Origin of the sequence: Aeromonas sp. 603404, from assembly GCF_049171775.1 — a bacterium.
Taxonomy (GTDB): domain Bacteria; phylum Pseudomonadota; class Gammaproteobacteria; order Enterobacterales; family Aeromonadaceae; genus Aeromonas; species Aeromonas veronii_A.
On the sequence record NZ_JAAKPE010000002.1, the window covers coordinates 188,850 to 213,653 of the forward strand.

Consider the following 24,804-nt stretch of genomic DNA (forward strand, 5'->3'; position numbering starts at 1 on the left):
TTACTATGCCGCCATAACAGATGGCCGTCACATCCCGTGTGGCGACCATTACAGCGATACCGTCGGCCCTGTACGCCGCCATAACATAAGGGGTTGCTCCTTGAGCTGCCCTCACAGTCCCTGAGCGTGGGAGAGAAGATAATGACAACCTTAAGTCCGGAAGCCTTGCTGGTCAGGGCTGCCCTCGAAGCCCAGGGACTGGAAACCCCCCTGGTCACCAACGAGCTGAACAGCCAGGAGAAGCGGGAGAAGATCGAAGGCCATATGCGCTCCATCATGGAGACCCTGGGGCTGGATCTGGCCGATGATAGTCTGGCCGAGACGCCGCATCGCATCGCCAAGATGTACGTCAACGAGATCTTCTCCGGCCTCGACTATTCCACCTTCCCCAAGGTGACGGTGATCGAGAACAAGATGCAGGTGGACGAGATGATCATGGTGCGGGACATCAGCCTCACCAGCACCTGCGAACACCACTTCGTCACCATCGACGGCATGGCCCATGTGGCCTATATCCCTCGTGGCAAGGTAATTGGCCTGTCGAAGATCAACCGAATCGTGCAGTTCTTTGCCCGCCGTCCCCAGGTGCAGGAGCGGCTGACCCAGCAGATCCTGCTGGCGCTGCAGACCCTGCTCGGTACCAAGGATGTGGCCATCAGCATCAAGGCGACCCACTACTGCGTCAAGGCGCGCGGAGTGATGGATTCGACTTCTTACACCACCACCACCTCCCTCGGCGGGGTGTTCAAGACCCAGCCCGATACCCGGGCCGAATTTCTGGGCGGCCTGCGCGGATAAGATGGCGGTTGTTTTGTAACCGCCTTGCTGAATAAACGAGACGCCAGCAGCCATTGCTGGCGTTTTTCATTGGTCCCGGATGAGAGTGGCGGCCTGTAACGGCTTGACCCGCGCTGCTTGCCTTATGCAAACGTTATGCATTTTTCCGATTTATTCATCTGAGCGGTATATTTAATCGAACACGAAAAAAACCTCGTTTTCACCTTACAAAAAGTAACCGGTCAGACTCTTTCCGAACCGTCACAATCCGGTTACTCTAGCGCCCCCTCACGGCTCTCGCTGCCCCTCATGGAATTCAGAGATATTCATCAAGGTTGGATGGTGCACCACTGAACAGGTGGCCAGATAGTTCATGTCAGGAGGGCGTGAACCGGACGAGTGCTACGAATTTAACGACCACCAGGATATCCCATGAATACCAGTACCATGACCATAGGCAAAAAACTCACCGCCGGCTTTGCCGTGCTCGGTTTGATGGTCGCCTTTATCGGCGGTTTTTCCCTTGTCCAGTTTGGCAATATGAACGCTGATGCCATCCGGTTTACCGACAGCATCTTGCCAGCGGTCAATCGCACCAGCGCGATCGGGGATTCTCTCGGTGAGTTGCGTCGTTATGAGCTGGGTTATTTCGTGGTGGCCGCCGAGCCGCTGAAAAGGGCTGAATATCGGAATATTGCCAGTCAACAGCTTAACTCGATCGCGCAGCAGCTGATTGCCCATGACAAGACGATCTGGCCTGAGGATGTGGCGGAGCGCCGTACCTTCGATACGGTGAAATCTGACTGGGATCGTTATGTCGCCCTGCACCAGCGAGTCAAACAGCTGCAAGACAGCGATCAGCTTGCCGAAGCCCAACGCATCTTCCTTGAGGAGGGGGTTCCCCTTTACACTGCGCTGAGCAAGTCAGTGGCCTCCCTTATCCAGATTAACCATGGTTATGCGTCTGAATCCCGCAGCGACATTGTCGACTCTTATCAATCCGCCAATCTGAGTGTCACCATCGCGCTGGTGATCGGCCTGATCCTTGTGGTGGTGCTCTCCGTGGTACTGACCCGCCAGATCCGCGACCCGCTGATCATGCTGGCCCGTCAGGCCCAGCGTATTGCCAATGGCGATTTGGGTCAGGGCGAACTGCAGCAGTGGATCCGTGACAGCCGCTTCAACCGCGATGAACTGGGTCAGCTGGGCTCCGCCATCAACCGGATGCAGGGTTCCCTCTCCGATCTGGTGAGCGAGATCGCCGGCTCCGTGAGCCAACTCAGCAGCGCAGTGGAGGAGGTGAGCGCCATCTCCAGCCAGTCCGCCAGCGGTATGGCCATCCAGCAGAACGAAGTCTCCCAGGTGGCGACCGCCATGAACGAGATGCAGTCCACCGTCAATGAAGTGGCCCGCAACACCACGGATGCCATGAGCGCCGCCAAGGATGCCTCCCGCACCTCTGCTGCTGGCAGCGAAGTGGTTCGCAGCTCCATTGCCAGCATCGAAGAGGTGTCGGTCAAGATTGAGCAGGCGGGCACAGTAGTGCAGCAGCTGGAGGCCGACAGCGCCAACATCAGCGTGGTGCTGGATGTGATCCGCGATATCGCCGGTCAGACCAACCTGCTAGCCCTTAACGCCGCCATCGAAGCGGCCCGTGCCGGTGAGCAGGGTCGTGGTTTTGCGGTCGTTGCGGATGAAGTGCGCTCCCTGGCCCAGCGTACCCAGGACTCCACCGCCGAGATCAGCAAGATGATCGAGCTCTTGCAGAGCCGCGCCGCCGAGGCGGGCAACGCCATGCAACTGAGCCGTCACCAGATGCAGGAGAGCGTTGGTCTGGCGCGGGATGCCGGTACCAGTATCGAGACCATCAACGGTGCCGTGGTGCGCATCACCGACATGAACACCCTGATCGCCACCGCCACCGAAGAGCAGAATGCGGTGACCGAAGAGCTCAACCGCAGCATCGTCAACATTCACAATGCCGCTGATGAGAATGCCCAGGGCGCTCATCAGATCGCCCAGGCTTGCGTCGAGCTGAGCAAGCTGGCCAACACCCTGCACCATATGACCCAGCGCTTCACCCTCTAAGGGTTGATGCATGGATAACAGAAGGCCCCGCAATTGGCGGGGCCTTGTTGTTTCTGGCGTTGTGGAAGGGCTCAGCTCAGGCCGACTATCTCGCCGTTCTCATTGATATCGATATGGCGATAGGCAGGCAAACTGCCCAGCCCCGGCATGGTCATGATGGGGCCCGCCAGCGCATAGACGAAGCCTGCACCGGCGCAGAGCTTCACCTCGTCGATGGGCACCTCGAAATCGGTCGGCACTCCCTTGAGAGCAGGGTCATGGCTGATGGAGAGCGGCGTCTTGGCCACGCAGATGGGCAAGTGATCCCACCCTTCGGCGGAGAGCTGGGCCAGCTGCTGGCGCGCTCTGTCGGAGAGCTGTACTCCGCGGCCGCCGTAGCCGCACTCCACCAGGGTCGCCAGTTTGGCGTCGAGGCTCGACTCGTCGGGGTAGAGCAGTTTCACCTTGCCGGGTTGCTCGCAGGCGGCGACCACGGCGCGGGCCAGCTCGCTGGCACCGGCACCACCCTGGGTGAAGGCGTTGGAGATGGCTGCGCCACAGGCACCGGCTTGCTGCGCTTCATGGGCCAGCAGCGCCAGTTCGGCCTCGCTGTCGGTGGGGAAGCGGTTGATGGCGACCACCACCGGCACCCCGTAGCGGCGGGCGTTCCGGATATGCCAGGCGAGGTTGGCGCAGCCCTGCTTGAGGGTCGGCAGATCTTCCCCCAGCAGGCTGGCTGGTAGCGGCTGGCCCGGGCGAATATCCAGCAGACCGCTGTTGGCCTTGAGACCGCGCACCGTGGCCACCAGCACCACGCAGGCGGGGGTAATACCTGATTGGCGGCTCTTGATGTTGAAGAACTTCTCCAGCCCCATGTCGGAGCCAAAACCTGCCTCGGTCACCACATAGTCGGTCAGACCAAGGGCGATGCGATCGGCGATCACCGAGGAGTTGCCGTGGGCGATATTAGCAAAGGGGCCGGCGTGCACCAGCACCGGCGTCTGCTCGGTGGTCTGCATCAGGGTCGGTTGCAGCGCATCTTTCAGCAGTACCGTCATGGCGCCCGCCACTTCCAACTGTTCGGCGGTAATGGGATCGCCGTGAATATCGCGGGCCAGCTGGATGCGGCCGATGCGCTGGCGCAGGTCTTTCAGATCGCTCGCCAGCGCCAGAATGGCCATCAGCTCGGAGGCTGCGGTAATGACGAAGCGATCGCTGCGCTCCACACCATCGGCAGCGCCCCCCTGTCCAATCGTGAGGTGGCGCAGTGCGCGGTCATTCATGTCGAGGGTGCGCGGCCAGAGGATGTTATCGGCATCGATATCGAGCCGCGGCAGGCCGGTTTTGGCACTGAACTGGTCGCCGAGTTTGCGCTCATGGAACAGCCGGGCATCGAGGGCTGCCGCCGCCAGATTGTGAGCCGCCGTCAGGGCGTGAAAATCGCCGGTAAGGTGGAGGTTCATCTCCTCCATCGGCACCACCTGGGCGTGGCCGCCACCGGCTGCGCCCCCCTTGACCCCGAATACCGGGCCGAGGCTCGGCTGGCGGATAGTGGCAATGCTGGGCTGGCCGATATGGTTGAGCCCCATGGAGAGGCCAAGGGTGGTCACCGTTTTGCCTTCACCGAGCGGGGTAGGGGTGATGGCGCTCACCAGTACCAGCTTGCCGCTCTGTGTGGGCTGAGACGCGAGCAGGTCGAGGCTGAGCTTGCCTTTGTAGTGGCCATGAGGGCTGAGCAGGTGCTGGGGGATGGCGAGGCGTTCGGCCAGCGCGTGGATTGAGAGACGGGGGGACTGGCGGGAGATCTCGATATCGCTTAGCATCAGCACCTCGTTGGCATATCGGGGTAAAATATGCGGCGCAGTCTAGTGGAATATAACGGGTAATCCAATGACGAAAACGATTTTATTTGGTGGTGGTGAGGTTCGTCAGAATCCTGTTCTGCTGGATCTCAACGCACTCTATCATCCCCCCAGGCAGCCGATGACGGCGCTGGGGATTGTCAGCGCGCTGGTGCCGTTGTTCGGTTTCGGCTGGCAGGCGATGACCCAGGACCCCGAAACCCAGCTGCGCCACGAGATCCGCAAACGGGTCAACAAGCACAAGACCGACGAGGCAAACCTCATTTTGATCCTGCAGCTGGCCGCCATGTTTGACTGCCCCGAGATTGAAGTGGCGCTCCCCTATGCCCTCAGTGAGCAGCAGTTGTCGGTTGTCCGCACCCGGCTGCCACGCTGGCAGTTGCACCCCGAGCAGGAGCGTCTGCTAGCCAAGCTCACCCCTGTTGCCGCATCCACCACCGCATCCGGCCAGCGTTAGGTTTCAAGCCGGACTAGCAGGCCGTACCCTCTGCTCTGGCAATCAGGTCGGCGCATCCCACTGCTGCGGGGCGAGATAGCGCTCCTGCACGAACTCGATAAAGCAGCGCACCTTGGCCGAGACGAAGCGGCGGTGCGGATAGACCGCATAAAGTCCCACCTCTCCCTTGTCCCACTCCGGCAGCAGGCTGACCAGCTGCCCTGACCGTAGCGCCTCCCCCACGATAAAGGTGGGCTGCAATATGATGCCCTGATCATCACAAGCGGCGCGGGTCAGCGCCACCCCGTTGTTGGCCCGCAGTGGCCCCTGTGGCCGGATGCTCTGCTGCTCGCTTCCCCGTTTGAAGTGCCACTCCGGCTGGGTCAGGGTGTAGATCAGACAGTCGTGCTGCTTGAGATCCTCGGGCTTTTCCGGTCTGCCCTTGCGCGCCAGATAGGCGGGGCTGGCGCAAAGCTCGACCCGAATGGTGGCAAGCTGGCGTGCCACCAGCGAGGAGTCGCTGAGGTGGCCGATCCGCAGCGCCAGATCGAACCCCTCTTCCACCAGCGCTACCCGCCGGTCGCTGTACTCGATATCGAGTTTGAGATCGGGAAAGCGCTGGCGAAACAGCGGCAGGGCGGGGGAGAGGTGCAGATAGCCAAAATCCATCGGCACCGAGAGCTTGAGGGTGCCGTTCGGCTGCTGGTTGTGGTGGGTCAGCTGGCTGTGGGTCTCTTCCAGCTCCGCCAGCAGGGCGAGGGAGCGCTGGTAGTAGAACTGGCCCGCTTCGGTGGGATTGACCTGACGGGTGGTGCGCGACAGCAGCCGGGTGGCGAGGGACTCCTCCAGCTGCTGCATTAGCTTGGAGGCCATGGCGACCGAGATGCCGAGCTGGTTGGCAGCCCTGGTAAAGCTCTGGCACTCCACCACCTTGATAAAGGTACGCATGGCGGCGATCTGGTCCATTTTCCATCCTCAGTAAATAATGAATTTAATAAATCACTGATTATTCATCTTCAGAACGAGGTTAGCATTTTAACCACTGATGTGAACCCCAAGATGAAGGAACGAACGGATGAAAATGACCAAGGCTCTGCTGGCCTCCTGCCTGTTTATGGCTACCCCTCTGATGGCGGCGGATTACGATGTGGATGCGGCGCACACCACGGTGCAGTTCAAGGTGGGTCACCTGGGCTTCTCCGAGCTGGTGGGTCGCTTCAACACCTTCAGCGGCACCTTCAGCATGGATGACGCCAACCCGGCGGCCGCCAAGGCGAGCTTTGAAGTGGATGCCGCCAGCGTCGACTCCAATCACGAGGCCCGCGACAAGCACCTGCGCAGTCCGGACTTCCTCGACGTGAAGCAGTATCCCAAGATGACCTTCGTCAGCTCCGCTTACGAGGGCACCAAGGATAAAGGCGTGCTGAAAGGGACCCTGACTCTGCACGGTGTCTCCAAGGAAGTGGCCTTCGATCTGGTCAAGATCGGTGAGGGCAAGGATCCCTGGGGCGGCTACCGCAGCGGCTTCAACGCCTCCACCACCATCAAGCGCAGTGACTTTGGCGTGAGCTACATGCTGCCCGGCATTCCGGACGAGATGAACATCAACCTGTTTGTCGAAGGCGTGCGCAAGTAATGGGCGCGGAACTTCTGCTGCAAACCCTGGCGGCTCCTCTGGGAGCCGCTTTGCTATCGTGGCGCTGGCCGCGACTGGGTTATCTGTGGGGCGCGCTGGCGCTCTGGCTGGTGGGCTCATTGCTCGGCGGTCTCTATGGTATTCCGGCCAAGGCGTGGCAGTGGCTGCCGCTGACCCTGCTGGTGCCCGCCATTGCGGCTCAGGTGAACGATCTGCGCGGTTCACTGCTGCTCTTTGCGGTGTTCAGTGCGCTGGTGTGGTGGCAGGGATTGGCCTCGGTACTGGCGAGCGAACCCGGGATCTGGCTGGCGCTACTGCCCGCCATCCTCTGGTTTGGCTGGAGCACCTTGCGCTGTGACAGCCGCGAAGGGCTCGGGTTTGCCCTCGGCTTTATCTGGTTGGCACTGGTGATCGGCATCGATGGCAGTCTGCTGATTGCCCAGCTGGCCGGTGCGCTGGCCGCTTTCGCCGGTTTTCGCGCCCTGCTTGCCACCTTTGTTGACATCAAGGTAGCACCCGCCGGTCTGGCGCTGGCCCTCGCCTTCGTCCAGATGCTGGCCTGGCAATATGTGGAGGTGCCGCTGGTGGTGTTGCTGCCGGTCTGGTTGCTGCCGCTGCTGGAGTGGGCGTTACGTGACAAACCCTGGCCAGTGCGTTGGAGTGGGCTGATCCTGCTCGCTGCCGCGGGAACCGGGCTCAGCCTATGGTGGGTCTGGCCTGCTGCTTCTTTGTACTGATACTTGTGTGGAAAATGGTCAAATGGCGCCATTTTTGCATACCTGCTCATACTCTTGGCAGATAATGATTGAGCCCCCTATGTGTTTCAGATAAAAAGGATTTTCATTTTATTTGGACACACACAGAACCCGGCCTCGCCGGGTTCTGTTTGCCTGCTTTGCGGCACATAAGGAGGCCACAGTTGCGCAGTCAAGGATCTGAGCATCTGTTTTTTCGCCATTTCACCGGACAGGGACGTATCGATGGTCTCTGCATTCTGCTGGTCACTCACCTGCTTCCCGATCGCCCCCGTTTTATCGACGCTCTCGGTCAGATTGGACGGATTGGTGCCATTTTGCCCAAACCGAAATCGGTACACGGCCCGACCCTGGAGTGGGTATCCCAGCACTATCCGGTGCTGCCCCTCAACCGACGCTGGACCAATGAACCCGACAGCCTCATCCAGCAAATTGCGCCGCTGGTGGCCCCCCACGAGCGGTTGCTGATCCTCGATATTGGCGGTTACTTTGCCAAAACCCAGGTGATCTTGAGTGAATACTTCGGCCCCCGTTTCCTCGGGGTGGTGGAGATGACCGAGAACGGCCATCAACGCTATGAGCAGGAGGTGCTGGCGACCCCGGTGGTGTCGGTGGCACGCAGTCCCCTCAAGCAGGCCGAGGATATCCAGATTGGTTTGAGCGTGGTCTACTCCGCGGAGTCGCTGGCTCGTAATCTCAACCGTACTTTCAACGTCTGCGAAGCCGTGCTGTTTGGCTATGGCAAGGTGGGGCGCAGCATCGCCCGCGACCTGCGCTGTCGCAATCTTCATCTCGGGCTGGTGGAAACAGATGTGCTGCGACAGGTCGAAGCGCTCTCTCACGGTTTTCGCTTGATCACCAAGGCTGAAGCCTTGAGCCGCGCCGAGCTGGTGATCTGCTCTACCGGCAACGGCTCGCTGGATTTGGCGGATCTGCAGGCGCTGCGCCCCGGCACCATGGTCGCCTCGGTCACCTCGGCCGATGACGAGTTTGCCTTCTCGCTGGCCCAGTTGCCGTGGCCGAGCGAAGAGGTGTGCCCCCATGTGCTGGCCCTCAACCGGCCGGATGGTACCCAGATCTACCTGCTCAACCGGGGCGAGGCGGTCAACTTCGTCCATGGCGCCGTGATTGGCGAATATGTCTATCTGGTGCTGGCGGAGATCATGGAAGGGATCCGGATGCTGGCGGCAGGCCCTCTTGCTCCCGGCCTGTTCGAGCTGCCAGAATCGGCGATGCGTACCATTGCCCGCCATTGGCTGGCCGATTTTCATGGGGTTGATCAGCGCTGATTTGACCGAACCGGGATTGGCCATTGGGTGGCGGTACGCCATTTCCCGCCATTGGCCGCTTTTTTATGGAGTCACTCATGACCGAGTCTGAAACCCTGATCAGCAAACCCCGCATCGAAATCCGCTACTGCACCCTCTGTCGCTGGATGCTGCGCGCCGCCTGGCTGGCGCAGGAGCTGCTTTCCACCTTTGACAGCGATCTGGGGGAGGTGGCGCTGGTGCCGGCCTGCAAGGGGGAGTTCCGCATTCTGGTGAACGGGGTGCAGGTGTGGGATCGGGTGGTCGATGACGGCTTCCCCGAGGCCAAGGAGATCAAGCAGCGGGTGCGCGATGTTATCGCCCCTGAGCGGGATCTCGGCCACTCGGATCGCAAGGCTGCCGAGTAACGCCAGATGGGCCGAGCGCCTCGAAAAGGTGCTGAGCATGAGAGCGAAAGGAGAGGGAGGCGATGGCCTCTCTCTCCTTTTTTGCCTTTGGCTGTTTGCCTGGCGCCTGCAGGGCTATGAGCGCGGCTCGGCCAGATGACTGCCGATATAGCGGGCCCGCTTGTGGGGCTTGATGCGGCTCACATCGACCCACACCAGCCCGTCGATGCAGTGGTTGAAGTCGGGGTCGATACCAAAGTCCATAAATTGCACCCCGCCCGGCTCGCACAGCTCGGAGTACTGCTTGTAGAGGGTGGGGATGGCGCAGCCCAGATTGTCGAGACGGGCCTTGAGTGCTTTGAGATCGGCGCCGTAATCCACCCCTTCGAACAGAGGCTGCGTCTCGGGGTAGGGACGGCGGGAGGGGGCCAGCGCCAGCTCGGGGGCAAAGTGCTGGCGGTAGAAGCTCACCAGCAGATCCTTGGCCGCCGGCGGCAGGCTGCCGGAGAGCGACACCGGGCCAAACAGGTAGCGGTAGCGGGGATAGCGGGCCAGATAGGCACCGATGCCGAACCAGAGATAATCGAGCCCCCGCTTGCCCCAGTAGGCGGGCTGGATAAAGCTGCGGCCAAGCTCGATAGCCTGCTCCAGCCGGGGCAGCAACTTATCCTCAAAGCCGAACAGGGTGTGGCTGTAGAGGCCATCCTTCCCCTTGCTGGCCAGCAGCTCCGCCACCGGGGCAAAGCGGTAGGCGCCGATAATGTCGAGTCGGGCCGGATCCCAGAGGATCAGGTGGTGATAGTCGTTGTCAAAACCATCGAGATCCCGCCGCTTGCCAGACCCTTCCCCCACTGCGCGAAAGGCGATCTCCCGCAGTCGCCCCAGCTCGCGCAGGATCACCGAGTGGCTCAGTTCGTGGCGGCGGTAGAGGTAGATCCCCTGACCATCCGGGGTGGTGCCGAGCTGTTCGCAGCTTTCGATGGCCTGTTTGAGCTGGCGGCGATCCCCCGGCAGGGCGATGGGGGCCTCGGTCTGCAGCCGTCCCGCCTTGCCACGGCCAATCCGGTAGAGGTGGTTGCGCACCAGCCGCGCCGCCGTCTTGGCGGGCAGCTCCTGAAAACTGCCGAGCGGAATGCGCGCTCCTATGGTCACCGGCAGGGTCTGCCCCTGCTGGCGAAACAGCTGGCGCACCAGCAATAGGGCGGAGGCGGGCTTGTTGAGCCAGGAGGCGAGATAGAACCAGAGGCTGTTGCGCCCTCCCAGATGGATGGGCACCAGCGGGGTGCGGGTGCGCTGGGCCAGCTTGATAAAGCCTGCTTGCCAGGGGCCATCTTTCACCCCCTTGAGGCCAAGCCGCGAGACTTCGCCTGCGGGGAAGATCACCAGTGCCCCTTCATGGGCGAGGTGTTCGTTCATGGCGAGGATGGCCTGTCGATCGGTCTTGCCCTCCATATTGTCCACCGGCAATAGCAAAGGGCGCAGCGGCGCGAGCTGGGCCAGCAGCTGGTTGGCGACGATCTTCACATCGGGGCGGATGCGGCCGAGCAGTTGCAGCAGCGCTAGTCCGTCCAGCGAGCCGATGGGGTGGTTGGCGACTAGAATGACCCGGCCGCTGGCGGGAATATGCTCCAGCTGCGCCTCGCTGACCCGATAGTCGAAATCGAGCTGGGTCAGCGCCTGCTCGACAAAGTCGAGGCCGCGCAGGTGCGGGTAGCGGGTGGCAAAGTCGGCAAAGGCCTGCTCGTTGAGCAGCCAGCCCAGCAGCCGCTTTAACAGCGGGGTGAGCAGGGGGTAGCCAAGCAGGCGGGGGAAGTGCTGGGTCAGCAGGGTATCGATAGTGAACATCTGGAGGGCTCCGGCGATCCGTTGCTCCCAGCATGATGTGACACTGTTCCCGCGACATGTCAGCGGGATGACAGTTTGATGGCAGTGGCAGCCAGTTGCCCCTGCGCGACTCTCCCCGGTTTCCCTTTGTTGATGGGTGATGGCCAGATAGCAAGGGGGGAGCCGGTAAACCGGCTCCCCCCTTTTGCCCTGGTAATGACAGCTACCGATTAACCGCGCCAGGCTGCGGTGAGGCGCACCAGCTCCACCAGGGTGGCGACCGATTTCTCCATGGATTGCAGCGGGATGAACTCGTGCTTGCCGTGGAAGTTGTGGCCACCGGTGAAGAGGTTGGGGCAGGGCAGGCCCATAAAGGAGAGGCGGGCGCCATCGGTACCACCGCGAATGGGTTTGATCTTGGGCACCACGTCGGCGGCCTCCATGGCGGCCTTGGCCAGCTCGACGATATGCATGTGCGGCTCGATCTGGCTGCGCATGTTGCGATAGCTGTCGGTCAGGGCCAGCTCGATGCGGGCCTTGGGATACTCGGCCTGCAGGGCGGCCACCCGGCTTTGCATCTCGGCCTTGCGTGCGGCGAAGTGCTCGTCGTCGAAGTCACGGATGATGTAGTGCAGGGTGCTCTCCTCCACGGTGCCGCTCATCTGCGCCAGATGGAAGAAGCCCTCATACCCGTCGGTGCACTCCGGGGTCTGCTCGGCAGGCATGGCGGCGTGGAAGCGGGCGGCCAGGGTCTGGCTGTTGATCATGCTGCCCTTGGCGGTGCCGGGGTGGACGTTGTTGCCGATAAAACGCACCGTGGCGCTGGCGGCGTTGAAGTTTTCATACTCCAGCTCGCCCAGCTCGCCGCCATCCACGGTATAGGCCCACTTGGCCGGGAATCTCTTCAGCGGGAACAGGTTGGCGCCACGGCCAATCTCTTCATCCGGGGTAAAACCGACCCAGATATCGCCGCGGGGGATCTCGGGGTGGGCCTGCAGGTGGTCGATGGCAGTGAGGATCTCGGCGATACCCGCCTTGTCGTCGGCGCCAAGCAAGGTGGTGCCGTCGGTGGTGATGAGATCTTGACCCAGGTAGTTTTTCAGGAAGCGGTAGTCACGGATGGCGAGCACCTCGTCACCCTTGCCAAGGCAGATGTCGCCGCCCTGATAGTTTTCGATGATTTGCGGTACTACGTGCTCCGCCTCGTAGTCGGCGGTGTCCATGTGGGCAATCAGGCCGATGGCGGGGGCGTCCGGCTGGTTGCCCGGCAGGCAGCCGGTGAGGTAGCCGTGCTCATCCAGAGTGACCCGAGTTAGCCCCAGCGCCTTCATCTCTTCTTGCAGGGCACGGGCAAAGATCAGCTGGCCTTCGCTGCTGGGGCAGGCTGGATTGGTCTCATCGGAGCGGGTATGAAAAGTTACGTAACGCAGAAAACGCTCAAGCAGGGTATCCATTAGTCAGCCTCTAACCGATTGTGAGCGGTCATTGTGGCCAATCCGTGCGGGGCACTCATTGCGTCAGCGCAGGTTTTTCCCATTTTTTGACGCAAGGGGAGAGCGGCGAATGTGCGGCGCGCGGGGCAACGTCCGGGAGGGAGATCGCATAAATGTGGCATTTATTGCGATATTTAGGCGCTGGCGGTGGCGGCCAAATTCCCCTCAGCCACCGCACAGCAAGGCGTCAGCCCAATCATGGCGTTTTCACACACTTTTCAAGAGGAAACTGGGCTGTCGCATAACCTGCGCCATCCCAGAGCCCGCCTGCTCGCCAGCAAGATTTGATCGACTTATTAAAAGGGGATTTTGAACACTATTTTTTATTGTCACTGCCCGCGGTAAGTGTGTACACTCCGCGCCGATCCAAGGGCAACCCTGAAGCAGGCAGAGCCGCCAGAAACCCGACCGATCATACGCCTATAGGGCGAGGCACGCAGAAACGACAGACACTGCTGGGGAATGGTTTCTTTAATACCGGTTAGGCTCCGGTATCAGGGAGAACAACAGACTCTCATCTTTCATTTGACCGAGTGGGCCACCGGCTCATCATCTTCCCTTGTCATGGGCGGTCACTGACGGTGAGGTGGGCTGTGGTTGTTGTCGTCTATCAACACGCATGCGTGCTGGCGCCTTCGCTTCTCTTCCTTGGAACCCTCTCCTTCTGTCGGGATCGCTGCCGAATGATGAACTGACGGCGTGGCTGATGTCGTCTGTCATCAAAGTACCGCGGCGCTACGGCATAGTGGCACCGCATACCGTTGAGCTTGATGTAAAGCCACCAGCCCCACATCAAGACTCGTTACTTCCCCAAGATCCACCAGGCAGCCTCTGGCTTGCCGCGATGTGCAAAGGGTTGGGTTGGGTGGCTGCGTCTCGTGATGGCAGCGCTCGCCGTACTCTGCACTAGATGGTCTGGATGTGATTGAGGGTAACGAAGGCGACTTTGGGTCGCTCATTTGCGAGGCATAGCCCATGACTAACTGGTCCAGCAAGGACTCCTTGAAGGTCTACAACGTTCCCTACTGGGGTGCGGGTTTTTTCAATATCAATGACGCCGGTCATGTGACCGTCGCCCCCGACAAATCACGCCCTGACGCGCATATCGTGCTCTCTGACGCCATCGAACAGTTGCGTCAGTCAGGGCTGACCACCCCCGTGTTGCTGCGCTTCCCCGACATCCTCAAGAGTCGGGTCGATGCGCTGTTCAACGCCTTTGGTCAGGCCATCGAGAAGTCTGGCTATGAAGGGGACTACCTCTGCGTTTACCCGATCAAGGTAAACCAGCAGCGTCGTGTCATCGAGACCATCAGCCAGTCCTACAGCGACAAGCCCCGGCTTGGCCTGGAAGCTGGTTCCAAACCGGAACTGCTGGCCGTGCTGTCCCATCACCATGAGCAAGGCTCGGTGATCGTCTGCAACGGTTACAAAGACCGCGAATATATCCGCCACGCCCTCTTGGGCAACCTGATGGGCCACAAGGTCTACATCGTGGTGGAGAAGCCCTCCGAACTGGAAATGGTGCTGGACGAGTCAGCTCGTCTCAACATCAAGCCCAACATCGGGGTGCGTGCCAAGCTCGCTTCCACCGGCTCCGGCATGTGGGAATCGAGCGGTGGCTCCATGTCCAAATTTGGTCTCTCCGCCTCCCAGATCCTGGCTCTGATCGAGCGTCTGCGCGGGCTGGGCAAGCTGGATTGCCTGCAACTGCTGCACTTCCATCTGGGCTCCCAGATCGCCAATATCCGCGACATTCAGGGCGGCATCCGCGAGTGCGGCCGTTTCTACGCTGAACTGCGTCGCCTCGGTGCCAACATCGAAGTCGTGGACGTCGGTGGCGGCCTGGGCGTGGATTACGAGGGAACCCGTTCCCAGAGCCACTGCTCCGCCAACTACAGCCTCTCCGAGTACGCCAATAACGTGGTATGGGGCATCGGCGATGTCTGCCGCGAGTTCGATCTGCCGCACCCGACCATCATCAGCGAGTCTGGCCGTGCCCTGACCGCCCACCACGCCGTGCTGGTCACCAATATCATTGGTGCCGAAGGGGTGGAGATGAACGACATCAGCGCGCCGGACGAAGATGCACCCACCATTCTGCAGAACATGTGGAAAGGCTGGCTGGATCTGCGCAGCGAAGATCCCTCCCTGCTGGAGATCTTCCATGACTCGGTGGCAGATCTGGGTGACGTGAATACCCAGTACACCATGGGCCTCTTGAACCTTGAACAGCGTGCCTGGGCCGAGATGCTGCACCAGAACACCTGTCTGGCGCTCAAAGAGATGCTCAACCCGGTCAACCGCAACCACCGTGCGCTGGCTGACGAACTGAGTGAAAAGCTGGCGGACAAGTGCTTTGCCAACTTCTCCCTGTTCCAGTCTCTGCCGGATGCCTGGGGTATCGGTCAGGTATTCCCGGTGATGCCGCTGGCTGGTCTCGATCGTCCGCTTAGTCGTCGCGGTATCCTGATGGATATCACCTGTGACTCTGACGGTCAGGTCGAGCACTATGTCGACGGTCTGGGGGTCGAGAGCACCCTGCCAATGCCGGTCTACGGCGAGAACGAAGAGTGCCACGTCGGCTTCTTCCTGGTCGGTGCCTATCAGGAGATCCTCGGCGATCTGCACAACCTGTTCGGTGACACCCACTGCGCGGAAGTGTGGCTGGACGAAGAGGGCAAGATGGACATTCGCAACGTGGTGCGCGGCGACACCGTCGACCAGCTGCTGCGTTACGTCAACATCGATCCGTCCGTGATCCGCGAAAACTACCAGCGGATCGCCGCTCACCCGGCGCTGGACGATGCCACTCGCAAAGCCCTGCTCGACGAGCTGGAGCTGGGCCTGCAAGGCTACGCCTATCTGGAAGACGAATAAGCCTTCTGTTTGCCCCTCGCTTTTGAGGGAAAATCAAAAACGGCGCCTGCGGGCGCCGTTTTTGTTACCGGGGGCCATCCGGCGATATGACGGGGCACTCGGCCTGTCTTCATTCGGATAACTATGGTGGCTCGGGGCATCCGCAGGCCACAGATCTGGCTGATATCTGTCCCTTTCAGTCGCTTCCCTTGATCTGCATCAAGCGTGAACCTCGGTGGTTATTTTACGGTCAGAAGTGATGTTGATGGGATGTAACAAAAGGATGTGTATATGGAACTGAAAAGGGACCCGAGATGCTATACCGACGTCTGTATCGACGGTAAGTGGTATCACTACGATCACTGCAGCACCAACGTCTACATGCTGATGGGAGGCGCCGCGCCGAGCCTTCAGCTGGCCTATGAGCCGAGCAGCGAAGAGGAGCTAATCGAGATGCTCCAGCAGCTGGGGCGCTTCTGACTCACCGAATTGATATCTTGCCATATGGCCATCGGGCGCGTTGCCACGATGGCCACCACTCTTCACCGCTGTACCTTATCTCAGCGGTTTTTATTGCCCAATAACCCCTTGCCAATCTCCAGCATGGCGACGGCCGCGGCGTAGCTGCTATCGGACTTGCCAATCTCATCCGCTACATAGAGAAAATTGGATTGGTACTTCTCGACAGCCTCTCGTGGGCTGGTTGCGTCAATTAAGTCCTCCTCCACCTCGAATCCTTGGGTCAGTAGTGCCGCCTTTTCACTCAGGAAAGTCGGAGATGCCATGTCGATAAAGGTGTATTGCTGCCGATTGGATGCCGGAATGGTAAAAAACTGGTATCTGGCCATGGGTAAATCCTCGCTTGAAGCGGGTGATAGATGACGTGACGCTGGTTTTAATCTGTGGCTCGCAGGCGGCTTGCTTGCCTCGACGTCGTAGACAGTGCGTGTCGGGAATGCCGCATTTTGTTTTCGTTCGAGACTACTTTGTTGGCGTTTGCCCGGCAAGTGGGAGCTGCGATTTTCTGAATGATCCGAGCAACCGAGATGTTGTGGGCAGGGGCGAGACCGGGATAATGCCGGGCTCACGTTGAGCCCGGCTTGTCAGCGCTTTGTTACAGCACGAAGCTCTGTACCATGGCGCGCAGCTGTTCGGTGAGCTGGTGGATCTGGCGGGCGGCATCGCGGGCGGCGTTGGCCACTTGCAGCGCCTCGTCACTGCCATCGGAGATGCGCACCACGTTGCGTTCGATCTCGTTGACCACGGCGCCCTGCTGCTCGATGGCGCTGGCGATGATGGCGTTGGTATCGACCATTCGATCCACCTTCTCGGTGATGGCGCCGAAAGCCAGTTTTGCCTCCTGCGCCAGCCCGACCCCCTCCTGCGCTTCATGGCTGGCCGCCGACATGGCGGTGACCGAGGCGCGGGCGCCGGATTGCAGCTGTTCAATCATCTGCTGGATCTCGACGGTAGCCCCCTGGGTGCGGTTGGCAAGAGACCGCACCTCGTCGGCCACCACCGCAAAGCCGCGACCCTGCTCACCGGCACGGGCCGCTTCGATGGCGGCGTTGAGGGCCAGCAGGTTGGTCTGCTCGGCGATGCCGCGGATCACGCTGATGACGCCACCAATCTGACTGCATTGCTGCTCCAGTTGGCCTATGGTGTCGGCGGTGCGCAGCACTTCGCGGTTGATATGGTCGATTGCCTTGATGGTGCGCTCCACCACATCCTCGCCCTGACCTACCACGTTCTGCGCCTCCTGGGTCATGCGGGCGGCTTGCAGGGCGTTGCCCGCCATGTCTTGTGAGGTGGCGGCCAGCTCCTTGATGGCGGTAGCGACCTGATGGGTCTCCCCTTGCTGATCGGCAATGACCTCCTGCGAGCGGCAGGTGCGCGCTTCGATCTCGGTAGCGCTTTCCACCACGGTGACGCCATTTTCCCGCACTCGCAACATCAGGGTGCGCAGGGTCTCCAGGGTCACGTTGTAATCCCGGCTGATGGCGGCCAGTTCGTCCTGACCAACGATCTCGATATGCTGGCTGAGATCCTGGGCGTTGACCCGGGCGGCGATATCACGCACCCGTCCTACGGTTTCGCACAGGGAGAGATAGGCACCGATCATCAGGTAGAGGTAGAGCAGCAAGCTGATGGTCAGCGGCGCGGTGACCCACCAGAAGTGGCGCTGGTTGGCGGTCAGCCGCTGATGCAGGTCGGCCTCCAGCCGCTGGCGTACCTGGCCTGCCAGTGCGGTGATGGCCTCGTCCATCTTATCCCCCAGTGCCTGCACCTCCTTGGTGGAGAGCTGCACCAGCTGATCCTTCATCATCTTGTTTTCCATGGTCTCAACCCCCTGACGCACCAGCTTTATCAGAGCACCGGTCTGCTGACCCAGCTCGGCGTGGTAGGCCGGTTCCATCTGGTAGAGCAGGGTCAGATCGGCCTCCAGCTCCTGCAGGGTGGCGCTGATGAGGTCGAGACGAAAACGCAGGCCGCTGTAGCCCTCGGCCTGAAACAGGCCGAAATCGGCGATGGTGGCGGCGCGATCCCGCACCTGAGCCAGCAGGTCGCGCAGTTGCGGCAACCGCTCACTGGCGAGGATCACCATGTAGTAGGTACCGAGCGCCGGATCCTGGATCAGGCTGCTACTGGCGGTAATGTGCTTGTAGAGGTGGCGCACCTCGGTCAGCAGCTTGTCGTGGCGCAGGTTGCTCTGCTCCACTTCCAGCTTGCCTGCTTCACTCTGCAGGGCGGCCCAGCCCTGCTGGATCACCTCAAAGGAGGGATTGTTCTGGCGGGTGTCGGCAAAGGCTTGCAGGCTCTGATCAACGGCTTGTGCGGCTGCCTTGACCTGCTCATCATCGACAGGATCCACCTCATGGGCGTGACGGGTCACCAGATTGCGATGGGTGAGCAGGGCTTGCTCGATAGCAGGCACGGGGGTGAGATTGACCACTCCTGCCAGCTCGCGGTTGGCCTGGACGTTGTCATCCTGCAGCCGCCCCAGCAGATTGGTCATGCTGTAGGCCAGTGGCAGCAGCATCAGACAGGACCAGAGCAGGAATTTGTATTTGAAGGAGAGCTGATTGCCCAGCCGGATGGCGGGGTTGAAAATCCATTTCATGTTAAGCCTCGATACCTGAGTGCGGGCGTGAGTCGTATTGCCTGAATAGTACTCCGAGCGGCCTCCCTTGGGTGATGGCCGGTTGCAAGTTGTGATCCCCTTGGCTTTTTACTTCCAGGCGGGACACCGTCAGCCGAGCCAATAGAAAACGGGCCACCCGAAGGTGGCCCGAAGTCGATAAGGAGGGCGTTTGCAATCGATCAGTTGAACGCTAGGAAGGGCGAGACACAGAGTAGCAGGCCAGTGACGATGATGATGTAGAGGGAGGTGCCCTTGTACTTGTGCAGCGCCGGTACCTGATAGACCAGATAGGCTGGGATGAGGCAACCCACCATGCCGAAGATGGGGCTGCAGATGGAGGTGAAGCTCAGTACCGGTGCGTTGAGCACGATGGCACCCCAGGAGAGCATGACGGTAAACACCATGATGCCCTTACCCACCAATCCCTTGTTGATGCGGTTTTCCGGCAGCACCCGGCGCAGCAGGTTCATCGCCAGACCCTGACAGGCTTCACGGAAACCGAGGTAAACGCCGAAGTAGGCGGTCATCACCGCGAAGATGTTGAGGGTGAGGCTCAGGAGCTTGAGGGTCTGGCCGGGCATCCCCTGGGCCACCATGGCCAGCGCAGAGATGTTCTCCTCGGAGGCTTTAACCGCCTGATCGTGGCCCATGGCAAGAGTGAAGGAGACCGCGTAGAAGAACACCACCACGAACAGGATGCCGAAGGCGATATTCATGGCGCGCATCGCCTTGAAGCGAGCCACTTCCAGCGACTTTTCCCGCGAGCGATAGGAGATCACCATGGGGCTCAGGCTCTGGATAAAGAGGATGGAGGTGAGGGTGAAGGGGAGCATGATGATGGCATCCTTCATCCAGTCACCGGCAGCGGGCATGGCGGTGATGTTGGCCGCATCCCACTTGTCCACCATCATCAGGCCGAGCACTGCCACCACGCTGATCTTGGTCAGCACCATAAAGGTGGAGATCTTGAACAGCAGGTTTTCGCCGCGCGAGGCCAGTGCCACCAGACCGCAGATCAGCACCAGACCGTAGAGCGGGTTTTCGGAGAGCAGGCCGTCGGTGACGCCGAAGCTCTGCAGGAAGGAGGCGCTGTCATTGGTGATGGCGGTGGAGTAGACGAAGACCCAGATCACCAGCATCACGAAGTAGAGGGCGCCGAGCAGCACACCCCAGTTCTTGCCAAGGTAGCCGGTGATGACGCTGGGGTAATCCTTGCACTCCGGCGAGGTGGCCAGGGTATTGATAAAGAGGCGCTGGAACATGTACATGGCGGGGTAGCCGATCACCGCAGAGAGCAGAAAGACCCACAAGCCCATCAGACCCACCTGTACCGGCAGGAAGACGATCCCTGCGCCGATGGCCATTCCGATGCTCATGATGATCCAGCCCCAGTCGGTGCTGTCGAAGCGAACCGCTTCTTTCCATTCCAGCGTGCCCATCACGGGGCTGGCGAGTGTAGTGCTATGCGCGTCCATTAAAACCTTCTTTTTTGTAGGGGTGTGGGAATTTGGCGCAAATATAGTTGAATAAAACTGTCATAAACAATGCCCATAAGAGTACTTTTGTTCAAATCAGGATGGTGATCACGGTTTATATTGAGGCCGAAAGGTGCCTTAAAACGCCATTTTTGTATCTTTTTGTTGAATGGATAAAATAAAAAGCAAATAATGTTGAACGGAATGAGATTCGTGATTGCAAAAAAAATTGCACAAACAGGAGTGGCTATATGAAACGCATCATCACAGCAGCAGCGGCACCTGACGCTATCGGTCCCTACAGCCACGGCACTGCCTATGGCGACCTTATCTTTACCTCCGGTCAGTTGCCGGTCTGCAAGCAGCAGGGTGGTGTGGTGGAAGGGGGCATTGCCGCCCAGACCCGCCAGTCACTGGAAAACCTGAAATCCGTGCTGGAAGCCGCTGGCGGCTCGCTGGATACCGTGCTCAAGACCACTTGCTACCTCGCCGAGATCAGCGATTTTGCCGCGTTCAACGAGGTCTATAAAGCCTATTTCCAGAAAGATTGTCCGGCGCGCAGCTGCTTCGCAGTGAAGGATCTGCCGATGGGCGTCAAGGTTGAAGTGGAAGCGATCGCCCATATCGCTCGTTAATGCTGATAAAAAGGTTCAAGTGATGAAACAAGCGTGGCAGCAGTATCTGCAGATTATTCAACAGGTTGTCAAACCAGCGCTGGGTTGTACCGAGCCAATCGCCGCCGCCTATGCCGCGGCTGTCGCCGTCCGGCAACTGGGCTGTGAGCCCGGTCGCCTCGAGGTTGCGGTGTCGGACAATCTCTATAAAAACTCGATGGGTGTTTATGTGCCGGGCACCGGCAAGATCGGTCTGGCCATTGCGGCCGCGGCCGGTGCCATCGGCGGTAACGTCGACGCCGGGCTGGAGGTGCTGGCCGCGATCCAGCCAGAACAGGTGGATCGTGCCCAGCAGCTGATCGATGCTGGCAAGGTGCAGGTGAGCCGCACCGCCGCCCCCGAGTTTATCTTCTGCCGCGTGACCGTTTATGGCACTGATGACAAGGGTGAAGAGCACAGCGCCGAAGTGACCCTGTGCGGCGGTCATACCCGCATCGTCGAGCAGCGCCGCGATGGTGAAGTGACCTTCACCGCCGATCAGAGCCAGGGTGGTGCAACCGGTTCCATCTGCGATGGCGTCGATATCAGCATCGCCGCCATCTACGAGTTCGCCACCCAGGTGGAGTTCGAGCAGATCAGGTTCATCCTCAAAGCCTCGGAACTTAACGGCAAGCTCTCCGCCGAGGGGATGAACAACCCCTATGGCCTGGAGATTGGCCGCACCATGCAGCAGAACATCAATGCCGGTCTTATCGGCGAGGATGTGATGAACCGCATCGTGATGATGACGGCGGCTGCCTCCGATGCCCGCATGGGGGGCGCGACCCTGCCAGCCATGAGCAACTTTGGCAGCGGCAACCAGGGTATTGCCGCCACCATTCCGGTGATGGTGATTGCCGAGCGCTTTGCTGCCAGCGAAGAGCAGCTGGCTCGCGCCCTCATCATGAGCCATCTGGGCGCCATCTATATCAAGTCCCACTATCCGCCGCTGTCGGCCTTCTGTGGCAATACCGTGACCAGCGCGGCCGCCTCCATGGCCATGGTTTATTTGGCGGGCGGCAGCTTTGAGCAATCCTGCTTCGCCATCCAGAACGTGCTGAGCGACAGTGCCGGCATGGTGTGCGACGGGGCGAAAGCCTCCTGCGCCATGAAGGTGAGTACCTCCTCCGGTGCGGCGGTGCGCGGCTTCCTGATGGCCCTCAACAGCCACTCGGTGTCGGGGCAGGGGATCGTCGCCGGCGACGTGGATCAGACCATCCGCAACGTCGGCCAGATGGTGAAGGAGGGCATGTCTGCCACAGACAGCACCATTATTGATATCATGTCCGCCTGATGTCACTGTTGGTTGCTGCCCGGCGTCCATTGTCCGGCAGCAACCCTTGCAAGAAGGTCCCATTGTGAAGCTGCAAGAGTTGAGTCCGAGCGATTTTGAGATCCTCAAGTCGATGGAGAACATTGTGGACGGCATCGCCGCCATGTATGGTCAGCACACCGAGGTGCTGCTCCACAGTCTGGATGCGCGCAATCCCTCGATCGTCAAGATTGCCAACGGCCATATCACCGGCCGCAGTGTCGGCGCCCCCATCACCAACCTGGCGATGATGAAGCTCAAGAGCGGGCAGGATATCTCCAGCCCCTACATGACCAAGTGTGCCACCGGCAAGACCCTGCGCTCCATTACTACCGTGATCCGCAACGGGGAGCACAGGGCCATCGGGTTGCTCTGCATCAACAGCGACATGGATGCCCCGCTGCAATCTGTGCTGCGCACCATGATGCCGGAGTGCATGCATCCCCACGAGAGCCATGCCACCCCGGAGGTGTTCGCCCGCAACATCGACGAGGCGCTCAACAGCACCATAGACACCGTCAGTGCCGAGGTGCGCGGCAACGAGGCGGTGCCTCCGTCCCAGAAGACCCGGGTTATCGTCAACCAGCTGCACGACATGGGGATCTTCGAGTTAAAAGACAGTGCCCAGATTGCGGCGCGCCAGCTCGGGATCTCGGTCCACTCCATCTACCGCTATCTGCGGGAGATCAAGAAGGGCTGAGCCGATACACTCTGGTCAAATTGGTAGCAAACGGGTCAGCCTTGACCCGTTTTTTTACGCCCGCTTTAGCCTCTCTGTTTGGGCCATCCTTCGGGCTCATCTGTTATCATCTTCCCCCTTTATTTTTCTATCTCTCTGAACGTGCTGGAGAAATCATGTCTCGACTCATCTATCTGCTGCGCCATGGCCAGACCCGCTTCAATGCCGAGCAGCGTCTGCAGGGGCGTTGCAACTCCGATCTGACCGACAAGGGTGAGGCGCAAGCCATCGCCATGGGGCGGCGCCTTGCCGCCGAACTGGCGGATCCTGCCCGCTGGACCGTCTATGCTAGCCCGCTCGGTCGCGCCCGTCAGACTGCGCTGCTGGTGTGCGAGCAGTTGGGGCTGTCAGTTGATCGCATCATCTGGGACGATCGGTTGATGGAGCTGGGGATGGGGGAGTGGGAGAGCTGCCAGATCCCGGTGCTGCGGCTCGCTCATCCCGAGCTCGATACCGGCAAAGGGGACTGGTATCTGCAGGCACCGGGGGCCGAGAGCTTCGAGAGCATTCAGCGCCGGGCACACCAATGGTTGCAGGATCCCGCGCTCGTCGAGCGGGCCATCGTCATCACCCACGGTCTGCTCGGTGCCATGCTGCGTGGCGTCTATGCCGATCTCGACTATGAGGCGACCTGGTCACAGGAGTTGCCGCAAGATGCCTTCTATAAGCTGCAGGATGGCCACATCACCCGCATTGCCTGCTAATTGCCGTGAGGTGGCACCATGGCATGGACCATGATTGCCACCTTCGGATGCCCATTTTTGCCGCAGTTCAACACATCAGAGCACCTTATCGCGGCAAGATGAGGTATCTTATGCCCCGATTTCATCCATTAAACGGATCCGAGACCCCATATGATCATCAAACCCAAGGTTCGCGGCTTTATCTGCACCACCACTCATCCGGTCGGTTGTGAAGCCAATGTTCGTCGCCAGATCGCTTATACCAAAGCCAAGGGCATCATCGAGAATGGTCCCAAGAAGGTGCTGGTGATCGGCGCTTCCACCGGTTATGGCCTGGCCTCCCGGATTGCGGCTGCCTTCGGTAGCGGCGCCGCCACCCTCGGCGTCTTCTTTGAAAAAGCGGGCACCGAGTCCAAGACCGGTACCGCTGGCTGGTACAACTCTGCCGCCTTCGACAAGGCAGCCAAAGAGGCGGGCCTCTACGCCAAGAGCGTCAACGGCGATGCCTTCTCCAACGAGTGCCGCGCCAAGGTGATCGAGCTTATCAAGCAGGATCTGGGTCAGATTGATCTGGTGGTCTACTCCCTGGCCTCTCCGGTGCGCAAGATGCCGGAAACCGGCGAAGTGGTGCGCTCTGCCCTCAAACCGATCGGTGAGGTCTACACCACCACCGCCATCGATACCAACAAGGATCAGATCATCACCGCCACCGTCGAGCCGGCGAACGAGGAAGAGATCCAGAACACCATCACCGTCATGGGCGGTCAGGATTGGGAGCTGTGGATGGCTGCCCTGCGTGATGCCGGCGTGCTGGCTGACGGCGCCAAGTCCGTGGCCTACTCCTACATTGGTACCGATCTGACCTGGCCAATCTACTGGCACGGTACTCTGGGCCGCGCCAAGGAAGATCTGGACCGCGCCGCTGCCGCCATCCGTGGCGATCTGGCTGCCAAGGGCGGCACCGCTCACGTGGCCGTGCTCAAATCCGTGGTGACTCAGGCCTCTTCCGCCATTCCGGTGATGCCGCTCTATATCTCAATGGCCTTCAAGATCATGAAGGAGAAGGGCATTCACGAGGGGTGCATGGAGCAGGTGGATCGCATGATGCGCACCCGTCTCTACGCCTCCGACATGGCGCTGGACGATCAGGCTCGCATCCGTATGGATGACTGGGAACTGCGCGAAGATGTGCAGCAGACCTGCCGCGACCTGTGGCCATCCATCACCAGCGAGAATCTTTCCGAGCTGACTGATTACACCGGCTACAAGCAGGAGTTCCTGCGCCTGTTCGGTTTCGGTCTGGACGAGGTCGATTACGATGCGGATGTAAATCCGGATGTGAAATTCGACGTGGTCGAGCTCTGAGTCTGACTCAAGTGAAAACAGGGCCCCGCGGGGCCCTGTTTTTTTGGCAAACATTCCGCTAATTTGCGGAATTTT

21 protein-coding genes are annotated in these 24,804 nt (G+C 60.2%); 14 read left to right on the forward strand and 7 right to left on the reverse strand.

Features of this window, described 5'->3' with window-relative positions; all coding sequences use genetic code 11:
* The first annotated feature begins 141 nt into the window (after positions 1-141).
* Both folE and G5306_RS04800 read left to right on the forward strand, forming a co-directional pair.
* Positions 142-798: a GTP cyclohydrolase I FolE gene (gene folE / locus G5306_RS04795; RefSeq protein WP_113739140.1), complete on the forward strand. Its 657-nt coding sequence runs from the start codon at positions 142-144 to the stop codon at positions 796-798.
* A gap of 411 nt (positions 799-1,209) precedes the next feature.
* The gene (locus G5306_RS04800; RefSeq protein WP_421312475.1) at positions 1,210-2,865 is read left to right on the forward strand and encodes a methyl-accepting chemotaxis protein; all 1,656 of its coding nucleotides are present in this window, start codon (positions 1,210-1,212) and stop codon (positions 2,863-2,865) included.
* A gap of 71 nt (positions 2,866-2,936) precedes the next feature.
* On the opposite strand, the gene G5306_RS04805 is transcribed toward G5306_RS04800, so the two are convergent.
* On the reverse strand, positions 2,937-4,667 hold the full coding sequence (locus G5306_RS04805; RefSeq protein WP_421312476.1) for a formate--tetrahydrofolate ligase: 1,731 nt from the start codon (positions 4,665-4,667) through the stop codon (positions 2,937-2,939).
* A gap of 67 nt (positions 4,668-4,734) precedes the next feature.
* On the opposite strand from G5306_RS04805, the gene G5306_RS04810 reads away from it, so the two are divergent.
* Positions 4,735-5,163: a hypothetical protein gene (locus G5306_RS04810; RefSeq protein WP_421207967.1), complete on the forward strand. Its 429-nt coding sequence runs from the start codon at positions 4,735-4,737 to the stop codon at positions 5,161-5,163.
* Positions 5,164-5,205: 42 nt separating this feature from the next.
* On the opposite strand, the gene G5306_RS04815 is transcribed toward G5306_RS04810, so the two are convergent.
* On the reverse strand, positions 5,206-6,108 hold the full coding sequence (locus G5306_RS04815) for a LysR family transcriptional regulator (protein WP_058059914.1): 903 nt from the start codon (positions 6,106-6,108) through the stop codon (positions 5,206-5,208).
* 109 nt (positions 6,109-6,217) lie between these two features.
* On the opposite strand from G5306_RS04815, the gene G5306_RS04820 reads away from it, so the two are divergent.
* The 4 genes from G5306_RS04820 to G5306_RS04835 all read left to right on the forward strand — a co-directional run bounded on the left by G5306_RS04820 (position 6,218) and on the right by G5306_RS04835 (position 9,208).
* Entirely contained in the window at positions 6,218-6,778 is a 561-nt protein-coding gene (locus G5306_RS04820; protein WP_005334411.1) for a YceI family protein, read from the forward strand.
* Positions 6,778-7,515 carry a hypothetical protein gene (locus tag G5306_RS04825; protein ID WP_216979197.1) on the forward strand — a complete coding sequence of 246 codons (738 nt, stop codon included), beginning with the start codon at positions 6,778-6,780 and terminating at the stop codon, positions 7,513-7,515. The genes G5306_RS04820 and G5306_RS04825 overlap by 1 nt, the downstream gene beginning before the upstream one ends.
* 182 nt (positions 7,516-7,697) lie before the next feature.
* Complete coding sequence (locus G5306_RS04830) at positions 7,698-8,822, forward strand: adenosylhomocysteinase (RefSeq protein WP_216951723.1); 1,125 nt, start codon at positions 7,698-7,700, stop codon at positions 8,820-8,822.
* Between the two features lie 77 nt (positions 8,823-8,899).
* Positions 8,900-9,208, forward strand: coding sequence for a SelT/SelW/SelH family protein (locus G5306_RS04835; protein ID WP_216979195.1), 309 nt, complete (start codon positions 8,900-8,902; stop codon positions 9,206-9,208).
* 114 nt (positions 9,209-9,322) lie between these two features.
* Here the strand turns inward: G5306_RS04835 and G5306_RS04840 are convergent, their stop codons facing one another.
* Entirely contained in the window at positions 9,323-11,032 is a 1,710-nt protein-coding gene (locus G5306_RS04840; protein ID WP_421222127.1) for a lysophospholipid acyltransferase family protein, read from the reverse strand.
* Between the two features lie 209 nt (positions 11,033-11,241).
* Positions 11,242-12,465: a peptidase T gene (pepT, locus tag G5306_RS04845; RefSeq protein WP_421312477.1), complete on the reverse strand. Its 1,224-nt coding sequence runs from the start codon at positions 12,463-12,465 to the stop codon at positions 11,242-11,244.
* A gap of 1,014 nt (positions 12,466-13,479) precedes the next feature.
* On the opposite strand from pepT, the gene speA reads away from it, so the two are divergent.
* Together speA and G5306_RS04855 are read left to right on the forward strand one after the other, a co-directional pair.
* Entirely contained in the window at positions 13,480-15,381 is a 1,902-nt protein-coding gene (gene speA, locus G5306_RS04850; protein WP_005344160.1) for a biosynthetic arginine decarboxylase, read from the forward strand.
* A gap of 270 nt (positions 15,382-15,651) precedes the next feature.
* Complete coding sequence (locus G5306_RS04855; RefSeq protein ID WP_005334402.1) at positions 15,652-15,840, forward strand: hypothetical protein; 189 nt, start codon at positions 15,652-15,654, stop codon at positions 15,838-15,840.
* A gap of 80 nt (positions 15,841-15,920) precedes the next feature.
* Here G5306_RS04855 and G5306_RS04860 read toward each other — a convergent pair whose 3' ends face one another.
* From G5306_RS04860 to G5306_RS04870, 3 genes are all read right to left on the reverse strand, one after another.
* The gene (locus G5306_RS04860; protein ID WP_421312478.1) at positions 15,921-16,208 is read right to left on the reverse strand and encodes a hypothetical protein; all 288 of its coding nucleotides are present in this window, start codon (positions 16,206-16,208) and stop codon (positions 15,921-15,923) included.
* Between the two features lie 266 nt (positions 16,209-16,474).
* Positions 16,475-18,481, reverse strand: a complete 2,007-nt coding sequence (locus tag G5306_RS04865; RefSeq protein ID WP_421312479.1) for a methyl-accepting chemotaxis protein — start codon at positions 18,479-18,481, stop codon at positions 16,475-16,477.
* 200 nt (positions 18,482-18,681) lie between these two features.
* On the reverse strand, positions 18,682-19,977 hold the full coding sequence (locus G5306_RS04870; protein ID WP_021229327.1) for an amino acid permease: 1,296 nt from the start codon (positions 19,975-19,977) through the stop codon (positions 18,682-18,684).
* Between the two features lie 251 nt (positions 19,978-20,228).
* Between G5306_RS04870 and G5306_RS04875 the strand changes: the two genes are divergently transcribed.
* The 5 genes from G5306_RS04875 to fabV all read left to right on the forward strand — a co-directional run bounded on the left by G5306_RS04875 (position 20,229) and on the right by fabV (position 24,729).
* Positions 20,229-20,612, forward strand: a complete 384-nt coding sequence (locus tag G5306_RS04875; RefSeq protein WP_005344164.1) for a Rid family detoxifying hydrolase — start codon at positions 20,229-20,231, stop codon at positions 20,610-20,612.
* 22 nt (positions 20,613-20,634) lie between these two features.
* The gene (locus tag G5306_RS04880) at positions 20,635-21,924 is read left to right on the forward strand and encodes a serine dehydratase subunit alpha family protein (RefSeq protein WP_421312480.1); all 1,290 of its coding nucleotides are present in this window, start codon (positions 20,635-20,637) and stop codon (positions 21,922-21,924) included.
* A gap of 64 nt (positions 21,925-21,988) precedes the next feature.
* Entirely contained in the window at positions 21,989-22,642 is a 654-nt protein-coding gene (locus tag G5306_RS04885; RefSeq protein WP_005334376.1) for a helix-turn-helix transcriptional regulator, read from the forward strand.
* A 155-nt stretch (positions 22,643-22,797) separates the two neighbouring features.
* Positions 22,798-23,385: a histidine phosphatase family protein gene (locus G5306_RS04890; RefSeq protein WP_421205841.1), complete on the forward strand. Its 588-nt coding sequence runs from the start codon at positions 22,798-22,800 to the stop codon at positions 23,383-23,385.
* Between the two features lie 150 nt (positions 23,386-23,535).
* Positions 23,536-24,729, forward strand: a complete 1,194-nt coding sequence (gene fabV, locus G5306_RS04895; RefSeq protein WP_100653359.1) for an enoyl-ACP reductase FabV — start codon at positions 23,536-23,538, stop codon at positions 24,727-24,729.
* The last annotated feature ends 75 nt before the right edge of the window (positions 24,730-24,804 follow it).